Annotated in this window: 14 protein-coding genes and 1 riboswitch; of the genes, 11 read left to right on the top strand and 3 right to left on the bottom strand. The window is 49.2% G+C overall.

Features of this window, described 5'->3' with window-relative positions; genetic code table 11:
• Positions 1–67 precede the first annotated feature (67 nt).
• On the top strand, positions 68–676 hold the full coding sequence (locus tag ACTTK6_RS06395) for a VanZ family protein (protein ID WP_079475311.1): 609 nt from the start codon (positions 68–70) through the stop codon (positions 674–676).
• 46 nt (positions 677–722) lie between these two features.
• On the opposite strand, the gene ACTTK6_RS06390 is transcribed toward ACTTK6_RS06395, so the two are convergent.
• Both ACTTK6_RS06390 and ACTTK6_RS06385 read right to left on the bottom strand, forming a co-directional pair.
• Positions 723–1,094, bottom strand: a complete 372-nt coding sequence (locus ACTTK6_RS06390) for a DoxX family protein (RefSeq protein ID WP_462832990.1) — start codon at positions 1,092–1,094, stop codon at positions 723–725.
• Positions 1,095–1,113: 19 nt separating this feature from the next.
• Positions 1,114–1,404: a hypothetical protein gene (locus tag ACTTK6_RS06385; protein ID WP_462832989.1), complete on the bottom strand. Its 291-nt coding sequence runs from the start codon at positions 1,402–1,404 to the stop codon at positions 1,114–1,116.
• 71 nt (positions 1,405–1,475) lie between these two features.
• A riboswitch (Fluoride riboswitch) is annotated at positions 1,476–1,539 on the top strand.
• Positions 1,540–1,589: 50 nt separating this feature from the next.
• On the opposite strand from ACTTK6_RS06385, the gene crcB reads away from it, so the two are divergent.
• Together crcB and ACTTK6_RS06375 are read left to right on the top strand one after the other, a co-directional pair.
• On the top strand, positions 1,590–1,964 hold the full coding sequence (crcB, locus tag ACTTK6_RS06380) for a fluoride efflux transporter CrcB (protein WP_079475314.1): 375 nt from the start codon (positions 1,590–1,592) through the stop codon (positions 1,962–1,964).
• A complete protein-coding gene (locus ACTTK6_RS06375; protein ID WP_079475315.1) occupies positions 1,964–2,314 on the top strand; it encodes a fluoride efflux transporter FluC in 351 nt (116 codons plus the stop codon). The genes crcB and ACTTK6_RS06375 overlap by 1 nt, the downstream gene beginning before the upstream one ends.
• Before the next feature lie 36 nt (positions 2,315–2,350).
• Here ACTTK6_RS06375 and ACTTK6_RS06370 read toward each other — a convergent pair whose 3' ends face one another.
• Positions 2,351–3,538: an MFS transporter gene (locus ACTTK6_RS06370; protein ID WP_462832987.1), complete on the bottom strand. Its 1,188-nt coding sequence runs from the start codon at positions 3,536–3,538 to the stop codon at positions 2,351–2,353.
• A gap of 249 nt (positions 3,539–3,787) precedes the next feature.
• Here ACTTK6_RS06370 and ACTTK6_RS06365 point away from each other — a divergent pair, with 249 nt between their 5' ends.
• The 8 genes from ACTTK6_RS06365 to ACTTK6_RS06330 all read left to right on the top strand — a co-directional run bounded on the left by ACTTK6_RS06365 (position 3,788) and on the right by ACTTK6_RS06330 (position 11,722).
• Positions 3,788–4,684, top strand: coding sequence for an ABC transporter ATP-binding protein (locus tag ACTTK6_RS06365; protein WP_462832986.1), 897 nt, complete (start codon positions 3,788–3,790; stop codon positions 4,682–4,684).
• Positions 4,677–5,903: an ABC transporter permease gene (locus tag ACTTK6_RS06360; protein ID WP_462832985.1), complete on the top strand. Its 1,227-nt coding sequence runs from the start codon at positions 4,677–4,679 to the stop codon at positions 5,901–5,903. The genes ACTTK6_RS06365 and ACTTK6_RS06360 overlap by 8 nt, the downstream gene beginning before the upstream one ends.
• Before the next feature lie 61 nt (positions 5,904–5,964).
• Complete coding sequence (locus ACTTK6_RS06355) at positions 5,965–6,339, top strand: PH domain-containing protein (RefSeq protein ID WP_079475319.1); 375 nt, start codon at positions 5,965–5,967, stop codon at positions 6,337–6,339.
• Positions 6,340–6,471: 132 nt separating this feature from the next.
• Positions 6,472–7,293 carry an AraC family transcriptional regulator gene (locus ACTTK6_RS06350; RefSeq protein WP_079475320.1) on the top strand — a complete coding sequence of 274 codons (822 nt, stop codon included), beginning with the start codon at positions 6,472–6,474 and terminating at the stop codon, positions 7,291–7,293.
• A 109-nt stretch (positions 7,294–7,402) separates the two neighbouring features.
• The gene (locus ACTTK6_RS06345) at positions 7,403–8,554 is read left to right on the top strand and encodes a Gfo/Idh/MocA family protein (RefSeq protein WP_079475321.1); all 1,152 of its coding nucleotides are present in this window, start codon (positions 7,403–7,405) and stop codon (positions 8,552–8,554) included.
• Positions 8,555–8,568: 14 nt separating this feature from the next.
• Positions 8,569–9,753 (top strand): dihydrodipicolinate synthase family protein, encoded by a 1,185-nt coding sequence (locus ACTTK6_RS06340; RefSeq protein WP_462832984.1) that lies wholly within the window; start codon positions 8,569–8,571, stop codon positions 9,751–9,753.
• On the top strand, positions 9,753–10,571 hold the full coding sequence (locus ACTTK6_RS06335; RefSeq protein ID WP_079475323.1) for a sugar phosphate isomerase/epimerase family protein: 819 nt from the start codon (positions 9,753–9,755) through the stop codon (positions 10,569–10,571). Before ACTTK6_RS06340 ends, ACTTK6_RS06335 begins: the two co-directional genes overlap by 1 nt.
• Before the next feature lie 71 nt (positions 10,572–10,642).
• On the top strand, positions 10,643–11,722 hold the full coding sequence (locus tag ACTTK6_RS06330) for a Gfo/Idh/MocA family protein (RefSeq protein ID WP_079475324.1): 1,080 nt from the start codon (positions 10,643–10,645) through the stop codon (positions 11,720–11,722).
• The last annotated feature ends 15 nt before the right edge of the window (positions 11,723–11,737 follow it).

The following is an 11,737-nucleotide window of genomic DNA, read 5'->3' as shown; positions in this document are numbered from 1 at the left end:
TACATCCGGTGAATTACGGGTATGTATAGAAAAGGATTCTTTGTATGTCAGATGAGGGGGTGAGAGAATGACAGGACTGTTTATTGATCCGTTTTTATGGATCACGATTGGTTTAATTTTGATTGTAATAACATTTTTGTTTTTCTGGTTCCGGCGCAGTCATGACCCACTTGGACGGAAAATACTTGCCGCGGTATTTATGATCTACCTGGCGACGATCGTTCGTTTCACGTTGATTCCGGCACCTTATGAAGGTTCGCTTGGTCCAGGTCTTCAGCTTGGGGAGTACTATCAATTTCTTCCTTTCTACACGATTGTAGAATCGTTCCAGGAGGGCACATGGCTCAGCGTGGTAGTAGGACAGATTGGACTATACCTGCTGTTGCCGATCTTTTTTGGCATATTGGTCAGTGACGATATTCACTTTATCTGGGCTTTTGCTATCGGTACGCTTTTATCCTTTTCCATACAGCTGATGGAGTTTGGGATTAACTTAATTATTGGCTACCCGACGAGAGTGGCCGACATTGATTCAATTATTTTGAATACGATCGGCGCGATGATCGGCTATGCCATCTTTAAGTATTACCGCAAGTCACGGCGCAAGCAGAATAAACCAGTGCTGCCGGCTGCTATTGCTCCGAGAGACCGCTCAGCAACGGCTACAAAATTGTAAATAAAGCCGCCGTCTCCTATAAGGAGACGGCGGCTTCTTCTATATATCAGCGTGCATTTGCTGAATTTCTGCTGCATTCAAGCGCCCATTGAATGAGCGGCAGCTGCAACGGGAGGCGCAGCCAGTATAAAAGCGGATAGGCCCGGCCGTTTGGGCGTAAAGGGATCTTTTTGACAGCCATGTAAATGTTAGCCGGGAAAACAAGTACGAAAAAGGCGGCTGCCGGCTTACCGGCATAGCTGCTCCATTGACGTACGGCAAACGCAATACCTAAAAGCAGTTCTGCTGCTCCGGAAATATATACGGCGGCCCGTCTCCACGGAGCCCAGGGCGGCAGGATTCGTTCAAATTTAGCCGGAGAAATAAAATGCAGGATCCCGGCAGGAAAAAGAATTGCTGCGAGAAACCATCGTTTCATGATAAGTGTCCTTTCTGTATTAAAATAAAATGAAATATATACATGCTGCACAAAGAAGAGCGAATAAAAGAAAAACGAGGCGGCGAAGGATATTCCGCCATATAGGCGACAGGCTGCTTGTCCAACGGTGCACCTGTTTTTCAAACTTATGAAAGACAAACATGATGCCGGAAGTGTCTTCTTCTACCTGCTGCCTGGTAAAGGTTAGCGTATGAACGTCTTCTTTCAGGCTGATCATTAATGCTACAAACAAAAGCAGCAGAAAAGGAAAAACTAAAATGAGCTGAAAAACAATAAACATAGCCACCACGCTCCTCCCTCCTGTGTTCCCTGTTCATAAAAAAGTCAATCCTGGGTGTAAGATTATGGTATACTGGGCGAAGAATAGCTGGCGATGGAGTTCGCCGGAACCGCTCTAAATAGAGCTGATGACTCCTGTCTGTTCACGGGATACGTGTGCAGACAGGATTTTTGCGTTCAACAAGGAGGAGAAAAATGAAACTATATGTATGGATGGCAGTCGGCGGAGCGCTCGGCAGCCTGCTGCGTTACCTTGTCGACCGGGCGTTTGCAGCAGCTCCCGGAGTGTTTCCATGGGGAACGATGACGGCAAACATTGCTGGATGTTTTTTACTTGGATGGTTTACCTCGAGGGTTATACAGCGTAAAGCGTGGCCGTCCATGTGGGAGGCCGTAGTAGGCACGGGGGTTATTGGTGCTTTCACCACCTTTTCCACTTTTAGTATGGAAACCATTCAGTTAATCGAAAACGGTGCTCTGCCTGCAGCAGGGATATATGTTTTAGTCAGTGCTGCCGGCGGACTTGTAACTGCGGGCATTGGTTACCGTGCAGGAAGGAGGAAAAACTGATGACATGGCTGCTTGTCGCTCTTGGCGGTGCCTTCGGGGCTGCTGCCCGTGCGGCGCTGGTGTCATGGTCCAAAGAGAATGGCTGGCACCGGGTGCTGCCTTTTGGCACGCTGTTTGTAAATGTATTGGGATCGTTTATGCTCGGCCTGGTCGTGGCGCGGGGGGCCGGCATGACAGAAACAGTGGGCATTGGCATCGGCTTTTTAGGTGCCTTCACCACCTTTTCGACCTTTAATATGGAAATCATTCAAAAAATTGAAGCCGGCGAAGGAAGACATGCTTTATTGTATGGGGGCGGAAGCTATACCCTGGGTATTTTAGCAGCAGCAGCCGGGTATTTTTGGGGGTAAAAAGCCGTTTCCCGGGATTAGGAAACAGCTTTTTATTTACCCCGGAGAATTCTCTCCGTCAGTCTGAACATGAAAACGAATCAGCCAAGTAATCAAAAGCCCGGTGAGGGAAAGCAGTGCACCGAAATAAAAAACACTGGGGAGGGAAACCTGTTCGGCGACAGAGCCGGCGACGACCGGGCCGAGCAGGATCCCTGCAGCATAAAACGACTGATAAAATCCCATTGCGCTTGCCTTCAGCGGCCCGGGGCTCACCTGCACGACCATTCCTAAAAGCAGCGGAAGCACAATGCCAAGAGCGAGTCCGAGTACCGCCTGGTTCAGGCTCAGCTCCCATAAAGAAGCAGTCGACGGCATCCATACAAGCGCTGCTGCTCCGGTAAGAAAGGAACCGTAAAGAAGAGGTTTGTGCAGACGGACCGATACGGTATAAAACGATAAAAACAAAGAGGCCAGAAGGTGCGGAACAAAAAAGGCAATGAAAATGACGACTAATGTCCGCTCGGTAGCGCCGATTGAAGATGCGTACAGCGGGGTGAATCCGAAAATGGTCATGAAAATAATAGAATGGCCGATAAAGCTAGCACACGTAAGCCAGCGCAGGTCATGCAGCCGTAAAGTGCGTGTGATTAACGAACGAATTTTCAATGGCTCTGCTTTCGTCTGCACCGGTATTTCTTTTGTGAAGAGCGTAAACCCAATGCCTATGAGAGAAAAGGCGGCGGCGATCCAGAACAGCGCTTCAAACCCGAACAGGTCAGCGAGATAGCCGCTGAACATCATACTGATAAACTGAGTGAAAACTGTTAATAACTGCAGGATGCCCATTGCTCTCGAGGATTGGTCGGCAGCAAAGTAGCGGGAATACATAATCGTCGCCATTACCCACATCGAGGCGGTTACCCCGGCAAGCAGCCGGGCAGTAAAAACCGCCGCAAAAGAATCTGAGAAGACGAGCAGCACACCACTGATGAATCCGCTGACAAATCCCGCAATCAGCAGTTTTTTCAACAAGCCCTTCAAAGCATCAGAAAGAATGCCGAGCGGATAACGCAGAAGCACCTGCGTAGCCCCGTAGGCACCGAGAATAACGCCGATCGCGGTATAGGTGAAGCTGCTGTTTTCCAAATACAGGCTAAATACCGGCACGTACACGTAGGTGGCGAACCAAAAACAAAAAACAGCGGTTAAAAACAGGGCATGATCACGTTTTGTAATTTTCATAGCTATCATCCTTATGTAGAAAATCAATTATTGAGATAAAAAGCAGATGTATCCATCATAAACTAATTCTTTCCAAAAGATAAGCGCTTACCTTTAATTCCGTCAAATGCGGAAAAGGGTTTGGGCTTTTGTTTTCGAATATTTTAAGGCCGGTGGCTTCCATTAAAATAAGAGGGGTTTATGGTATAAAATGGATGCTATAATGTTTATCATGGAAGAGGATTTTTATTTTTGGGGAGGAGGCTGTATATGCTTGAAGTAGATCATTTGTCAAAGCGTTTTTTAGAAAAGCAGGCTGTCGATGAGCTTTCATTTTCGATTCAGCCTGGAGAAAGTCTCGGTTTGATCGGCCAGAATGGGGCCGGGAAAACGACCACATTCCGCATGCTGCTCGGCCTAATGGAGCGTACAGCCGGAACGATAGAATGGCAGGGGCGAAAAGCCCATCATCTGCCGCTTGACCGGGTAGGCTACCTGCCGGAAGAGCGGGGCTTATTTGCAGAAGAGCAGGTGGAACAGCAGCTGCTGTTTCTTGCAGGGCTGAAAAACATGAATAAAAAAGAAGCTAAAGCTTCGATGGCTTACTGGCTCGACGTGTTTGAGCTTGAAAAGGAAAAAAAGCAGAAATTAAACACACTTTCCAAGGGCAATCAGCAAAAAATCCAATTGATTGCGGCGCTCGTTCACCGTCCGGATTTTCTTATTCTTGACGAGCCATTCAGCGGGCTTGATCCGGTGAATACGGACATTTTGAAGGAAGCTATCCAAAATCTGCGCAGGGAAGGAGTGACCATTATTTTTTCAAGTCATCGCATGGAGCACGTGGAAGAAATCTGCGACAAGCTCGTTATGCTTAAAAACGGCAAAAACATTTTGAGCGGACGTCTCGGGGAAATCAAGACACGCATGGATCGCAACCGGATTGTTGCCGAAGCTTCCTGCCCGCCGGAAGATATCAGAACATGGGAGGGAGTGCAGGAAGTACGCGAGGCTGGAGAACGACTACATATCTATACGGATACAAAAGCAAGGTCCAGGGACATTTTGCAGCAGCTTTTTACATATGGAGATGTCCGTATATTTCGAATGGAACCTCCGTCACTCGAAGAAATTTTCAAAGAGAAAATAGGTGAGGCCCATGCGTAATATGTGGAGAATTTTTGCCCATACATTCCGGGTACGTGCGGGAGCAAAATCATTTATTGTGTCAACGGCTATCATGCTAATAGTTGTGCTTGCTGCGCTCAGCCTGCCTAGAATTATTGACTTTTTTGGAAGCGGTGAAGCTGATATCAACAGCCTGGCTGTTGTCAATCAGAGTGAATCACTGCAGCTTCCGGAAGAGGCAGCCGGTATAGAGCTTCATACGTATGCCCGGGAGGATCAGGCAGAAAAAGCCTGGAATAGCGGAGAAACAGATGGTTATCTGCTATTTGAAAACAACGGGAGTGAATACCTCGGAAGTTTATATACCGATGAAGAAGCGGGAGAGACGGTTCAGGCCCTTTCAGCTGGTATTCAGCAGACCCATGTTTCTCAATACGCAGAAGAGCTTGGGATCAGCGGGGAAGAAGTGCAAAACATTACCGCTCCTGTACAAATAGCGGAAAGCACAGAAGAAGCTGAAGGGAGCGGGGGTTCTTCCACTGAAGAAGGATTTAATCTTCTTTCCTATGCAGTTGTCTTTGTGATTTATATTTATTCGCTGATGTGCGGAATTATGATTGCCATGCAGATTGCCAAGGACAAGGAGCAGCGGGTAATGGAAATTCTGATTTCGAGCGCCTCTCCTGTCCAGCATTTGTTTGGCCGGGCGTTTGGAGTGTCCGCCATCTGGCTTTTCCAAATGGCTCTGGTAGCAGTAACAGCGGTAATATACGTGAATGTTACCGGGCTGGATAATATTACTTCGCTTATCAGTGCGACTGGCGGGGCCGCTGTCTCCACCTGGATATATGCTGTAGTGTTTCTGCTCCTGGGAATTGTGCTTTACGGCACGCTATATGCCATGGTCGGATCGATGGCAGCCAAAACGGAGGAAGTCCAGAACTTCAGCCAGCCGCTTACGTTTCTGCTGGTGGGGGCGTTTATTTTGTCGAACTTCGGCCTGGCAGCGCCGGGAAATATTTTTGTAACTGCAAGTTCTTTTATTCCATTCTTCACTCCTTTTACGATGTTTGTACGAACGAACGCCCTCGACGTGCCGTGGTGGCAGATAGGTATAAGCATTGGCCTGACTCTGGCCTTGGTGGCAGCAGCAGCCTGGTTCAGCGTCCGTCTTTACCGGGGCAGTGTCCTCGTTTACAGCGGTGATTCATTTAGCAGAAGGGTCAAGCAGGCACGGGAACTTGCCCGCAAAAAATGATAAACTAAAGCTGAACCATCTATTTAGCTTATGCTCATAAGCAGAAGGAGACGATCGCACTATGGGACTGTTTGATTCATTGATGGGGAACGCTTCAGAAGCAGATCCAAAAAAAGTAGAAGAAGAGATGCGGGAATGGTTAACGGCAGGAGAACAGGTGGAAAGTGCATTTAAGCTGTACCGGGATTTAATGGTATTTACGAACAAACGGCTGATTATGCTCGACAAGCAGGGCGTGACTGGAAAGAAAGTGGAATATCATACGGTTCCGTACCGAAGCATCACTCATTACAGCGTAGAAACCGCCGGTACGTTTGATTTGGACAGCGAATTAAAAATATGGGTCAGTAGCACGGCAGAGCCTGTTTCCAAAACCTTTCGCAACGATGACAACATTTTTGACGTACAGCGCGCGCTAAGCAAGTATGTGCTTTGATAAAATTTTCCGGATACCGTTTCAGGTATCCGGATTCTTTTTAAAACAGAAGAATACATATGCTATGATGAACAAAAGTAAATCCACATGAGTCGAACAATACCAAAAATTTCACAGGGGTGGAAGGCTACGATGCAGAATAAGGAACACTCGGCAGTTATCTCTTTGTATGAAAGCAAGCATAAAGAAAAGGATACCGTTGCCACGCATGCTCATGAAACCCATCAACTGTTATACGTCCTTGACGGTGACGGCGCCTGCGAACTTGCTGAAAGTGTGTATGATATTACAACAGATTCTTTTCTTATTGTGCCTCCACAGACCAGGCATTCGATTCGTGCGGATTCCCACATGACAGTCCTGGTGCTCGAATTCGATGCCGGGAAACTGAGCCAGGACGTGCGTACACAGCTGATCCCAAATGTTTTCGGTGCCGCCCGTGTGCAGTCCTTCAGTGCTATTGACAGCAGTGAACTCCGACAGATTATGCGGAAGATGCTTTACGAGCAGTCGCATGGCGATCAGCTGTGGCGGATGGCGCTTAAGATTCATATTGCTGAACTCCTGTGTACGCTAGCCCGTTCAAATCAGGAAATTGGCCCGGGAGATACAAACAAACTACGGGTCGATCGCCTTCGGCAATACATCGAGACACGTTATTATGACATTGAGAGTGCAGAGGATATTGCAGTGCGTATGGGCATGAGTAAACGATACATGCAGACAATTTTCAAAGAATACTATGAGCGTACACCGATGCAGTATTTGACCGAAGTCCGTCTTGGGCTCGTTAAACAGCTGCTTGTAGAAAGCGATAAAGACATCGTCTCCATCTGCTTTGAGGTAGGGTTTGAATCATTATCCACGTTTTACCGTTTGTTTAAAAAACACGTTGGGGTGCCGCCAAATATGTACCGGACGACACAAAGAAATCGAGACGGGGCATCAGAATAACCACTAAATCATTTCCGAATATGAGAATAAACGACTGTAACTAATAAGACAGCGCATACATTTCTCTCTAGACTTGGGAGTAATCAGTTTAGAGAGGAGCAGGATAAAGGTGGCAGAACATACTATTGGAATTATTATGAACGGGGTAACTGGAAGAATGGGAACGAGGCAGCACCTTATCCGCTCGATTGCAGCTATCCGTGCGCAGGGAGGCGTCGAGATCGACAAGGGTGAATACATTATGCCAGATCCTATTTTAGTAGGCAGAAATGAAGAAAAATTGAAAGCGCTTGCGAATGACCATGATATTTCCCGTTGGACAACCAGTCTTGAAGAAGCTCTCGCGGACAAACATAATGTGATTTATTTTGATTCCCAGACAACATCAAGGCGCGCCGAAGGCATAAAACGAGCAATAGAAGCAGGCAAGCATATCTATTGTGAAAAGCCGACAGCCACATCGATGGAAGGAGCGCTTGAATTAGCACGTCTTGCTAAAGAAGCAGGGGTTAAAAACGGGGTCGTACAGGACAAACTGTTTCTTCCAGGGGTGTTGAAGCTGAAAAGACTGATCAACGCCGGATTTTTCGGGGAAATACTTTCGGTCCGCATGGAGTTTGGCTATTGGGTGTTTGAAGGCGGCTGGCAGGAGTCCCAGCGCCCGTCCTGGAACTATAAAAAAGAAGAAGACGGCGGTATTGTTGTGGATATGTTCCCGCACTGGCGCTATGTGCTTGATGAATTGTTCGGTTCTGTGCAATCGGTCTCGGCTTCGGTGAAAACGCATATTCCAGAGCGTGTGGACGAGGCAGGGAACACGTATAAAGCAACGGCAGATGATGCTGCATATGCGACGATGGAGCTTGAAGGAGGCATTACAGCCCAAATTAACTCTTCCTGGGCGGTACGGGTGGACCGCGATGATCTGCTGACGATCCAGGTCGATGGAACAGAGGGAAGTGCTGTAGCCGGCCTTAGAAACTGCAAGACCCAGCACCGGGTGAATACGCCAAAGCCTGTGTGGAATCCGGACCTTGAAAACACGATTGACTTTCAGAACCAATGGGAGGAAGTGCCGGACAATCAGCTGTTTGAAAATGCATTCAAAATCCAGTGGGAAATGTTTTTAAAGCACGTGCATCAGGACGAAGCTTTCCCGTGGGATCTGCTCGAAGGAGCAAAAGGCATGCAGCTGGCTGATCTTGGCCTGCAGTCATCCCAAGAACGCCGCTGGCTGGACGTGCCGGAACTGAATATATAAGGAGGGCGCAGCTGATGACAAACTTTATTTATTTACCGAACGCAGACGGAAGTATGTACAGGTATGAATTGACGCAGACAGAAGCGCTCCCGGCTCCTTCGAAAAGCGAATTTACCTCAAGGGTAGCTTATTCTGCCGTTCACGTGACAGCGGACCCATTTGGCAGCAGTGATCCCGTCCGCCGTCCCGCTATCGACTGGGACAAAACGATGGAGTACCGCCATTACCTGTGGTCTCTTGGCCTGTCGGTTGCAGAGGCAATGGACACTGCCCAGAGGGGCATGGGTCTGGTATGGGAGGATGCGAAAGAGCTGATCACCCGTTCAGTCCGGGAAGCCAAAAGCGTTAACGGCAATATCGCGAGCGGCGCCGGAACCGATCATCTGGAACCTGGACCGGAGGTAACCATTGAAGACGTTGTGCAGGCGTACGAGGAGCAGTGCTCCTTCGTGGAGCAGGCCGGAAGTAAAATCATTATGATGGCAAGCCGGGCCCTTGCCAAAGCTGCATCCTCGGCAGAGGATTATGAATATGTGTACGGTAAAATTCTGAACCAGGTGAAGGAACCGGTCATACTGCACTGGCTGGGAGATATGTTTGACCCGAACCTTGCCGGCTATTGGGGCTCAAACGACGTCGATGAGGCGATGGAAGTCTGCCTGCGTGTTCTTCATAAGCACGCTGATAAAATTGAAGGCATCAAAATTTCGCTTTTGGATGACCAAAAAGAAATCGAGATGCGGCGCAGATTGCCGGAAAGCGTTAGAATGTATACAGGTGACGATTTTAACTACCCAGATTTGATTGAAGGGGATGAGCAGGGGTACAGCCACGCGCTTCTGGGCATCTTTGATGCGATCGCTCCGGCGGCTGCCGCTGGCCTAAAAGAATTGGATGCAGGCAATATGCAGAAGTACCATGACATTATGGACCCGACGGTGCCGCTTGCCCGTCATATTTTCCAGCACCCGACGTTTGCGTATAAAACCGGTGTAGTGTTTCTCGCCTATTTGAACGGCCATCAGCCGCATTTCCGCATGATTGCAGGCGCCGAAAGCGCCCGCTCCGTGCTCCATTTCAGCGAATTATTCCGTCTGGCCGATGAAGCCAACGTATTCCGGGACCCCGAGCTTGCTGCAGCACGCATGAAGCCGATGCTTGAACTTGCCGGCCTGCAGGCAAAGGAGGTTTATAAATAATGGCTTCTCCTGATATGAACCTTCTAAGCCTGAATCAGATCACTACCGAAAACTGGTCTCTTAAGGAGGCTGCCGAGGGGTGCTCAGCGCAGGACATTCCATGGATCTCTGTATGGCGGCATAAAATTGAAGAAATTGGCTTAAAGGAAAGTAAAAAAATCATCGACGCCAACGGGCTGAAGGTTTCGAGTGTTTGCCGGGGCGGCATGTTTCCGGCCGTCGATAAAGAAGAACGCCTCCGGCGCATCGATGATAACAAACGGGCAGTAGAAGAAGCTGCAGAACTAGGCACAGACGTACTTGTACTCGTATGCGGCCCATCACCTGATAAGGATCTTATTCGTAGCAGGGAATGGGTGCGCGAAGGCATTGAAGCAGTACTCCCATTTGCAGAGCAGCACGGAGTAAAGCTTGGTATTGAACCGCTCCATCCCATGTATGCAGCAGACCGTTCGGTGATTACCACCCTTGGAGAAGCCAATCAGCTGCAGCAGCAGGTGGGGAGCAGCCATCTTGGCGTCGTCGTGGATGTGTTTCACGTCTGGTGGGACCCATTTTTGTACAGGGAAATTGAACACGCCGGAGACACCATTCTGGGCTTTCACGTATCAGACTGGAGTGTGCCGCTGCCGGATATGTTTAAAGGCCGCAGTATGATGGGAGAAGGCGTGATTGATATTCCGCGTATCCGCGGCGCAGTCGAGAAACAGGGCTACAATGGCCCGATAGAGGTGGAGATTATCAACCAGGCTATTTGGGATCAGCCTGGGGACCAGACCTTAAAGCAAATGAAAGAAGCTTATCATATACACGTTTAAACAGATAATAGCGGGGCCGGAAGGCTTGCCGCTATTGTCGTATGTTAAGAAACAAAAGGAGCGATGTTTTAATGCCGAAGCCGTCCGAACACACAAATTTTGAACCGGTGCACCACGAAGAGTCTGCCGTAGAAAAAGGAACACTCACAATGGCAGCCGTTGGTCTCGAACACGGACATATTTACGCTATGTGCCACGGGATGAAAAGCGCCGGTGCTACAGTGAAATGGGTATGGGACAGCGATCCGGAAAAGGTGCGCGTGTTTCAGCAGAACTTTCCGGAGGCAAAGGCCGCAGGTTCGCTTTCGCAGGTGCTGCGGGACGAAGAGGTTCAGCTCGTGGCTAGTGCCGCCATACCGGTGGAGCGAGGTCCGCTTGGGCTTGAAGTGATGGATCATGGGAAACATTACTTTTCCGCCAAGGCCCCGTTTACTACCCTTGAGCAACTGCAGAAAGCGGAAGAGAAAGCAGCAGCCACCGGGCTGCATTGGGCTGTTTTTTACAGCGAACGGCTGCAGGTGGAGTGCGCCGGCTTCGCAGAACAGTTGATCGAACAGGGAGCGATTGGCGAAGTGATTCAGGTGCTTGGCACCGGGCCGCATCGATTGAATATAGATTCGCGTCCGGAATGGTTTTTTCAACAGGAGCCGACCGGGGGCATTGTGTGCGACATCGGGAGCCACCAGATTGAACAGTTTCTCTGGTTCAGCGGAGCGCAGGATGCCGAGGTGCTCAGCAGTACCGCGGCGAATATGGCGCACCCGGAGCATCCGGAATTTGAAGACTACGGCGACGCCCACTTCCGGGGAGACAACGGAGCGGTACACTATTTTCGCGTGGACTGGTTTACGCCGGACGGACTAAGTAATTGGGGGGACGGCCGGACAATAATCCTGGGCACGGAAGGGTATATAGAGCTCAGAAAATATGTGGATCTTACAGACAGCTCGCGCGGCGAGCGGCTTTACCTGGTTAACCAGGGAGGCGAAAGAAAATACGATGTAGAAGGCAAGGTAGGCTTCCCCTACTTTTTCCGGCTGGCAAAGGACGTAGTGCACGGCACAGCGACAGCCATGCCGCAAAGGCATGCATTTAAAGCGGCGGAATTAAGCCTGAAAGCACAAGACCAGGCAGTGAATATTAAACGGTAGCAGGAGGTTGGCAGT

This window comes from Marinococcus salis (assembly GCF_054971365.1).
This window is presented reverse-complemented; position numbering and strand designations above follow the sequence as displayed.

What these genes read in the sequence shown, in the direction of transcription:
- ACTTK6_RS06395 (WP_079475311.1), top strand. Translation starts at nt 68, where the DNA reads ATGACAGGACTGTTTATTGATCCGTTTTTATGGATCACGATTGGTTTA.
- ACTTK6_RS06390 (WP_462832990.1), bottom strand. Translation starts at nt 1,094, where the DNA reads ATGAAACGATGGTTTCTCGCAGCAATTCTTTTTCCTGCCGGGATCCTG.
- crcB (WP_079475314.1), top strand. Translation starts at nt 1,590, where the DNA reads ATGAAACTATATGTATGGATGGCAGTCGGCGGAGCGCTCGGCAGCCTG.
- ACTTK6_RS06375 (WP_079475315.1), top strand. Translation starts at nt 1,964, where the DNA reads ATGACATGGCTGCTTGTCGCTCTTGGCGGTGCCTTCGGGGCTGCTGCC.
- ACTTK6_RS06370 (WP_462832987.1), bottom strand. Translation starts at nt 3,538, where the DNA reads ATGAAAATTACAAAACGTGATCATGCCCTGTTTTTAACCGCTGTTTTT.
- ACTTK6_RS06365 (WP_462832986.1), top strand. Translation starts at nt 3,788, where the DNA reads ATGCTTGAAGTAGATCATTTGTCAAAGCGTTTTTTAGAAAAGCAGGCT.
- ACTTK6_RS06360 (WP_462832985.1), top strand. Translation starts at nt 4,677, where the DNA reads ATGCGTAATATGTGGAGAATTTTTGCCCATACATTCCGGGTACGTGCG.
- ACTTK6_RS06355 (WP_079475319.1), top strand. Translation starts at nt 5,965, where the DNA reads ATGGGACTGTTTGATTCATTGATGGGGAACGCTTCAGAAGCAGATCCA.
- ACTTK6_RS06350 (WP_079475320.1), top strand. Translation starts at nt 6,472, where the DNA reads ATGCAGAATAAGGAACACTCGGCAGTTATCTCTTTGTATGAAAGCAAG.
- ACTTK6_RS06340 (WP_462832984.1), top strand. Translation starts at nt 8,569, where the DNA reads ATGACAAACTTTATTTATTTACCGAACGCAGACGGAAGTATGTACAGG.
- ACTTK6_RS06335 (WP_079475323.1), top strand. Translation starts at nt 9,753, where the DNA reads ATGGCTTCTCCTGATATGAACCTTCTAAGCCTGAATCAGATCACTACC.
- ACTTK6_RS06330 (WP_079475324.1), top strand. Translation starts at nt 10,643, where the DNA reads ATGCCGAAGCCGTCCGAACACACAAATTTTGAACCGGTGCACCACGAA.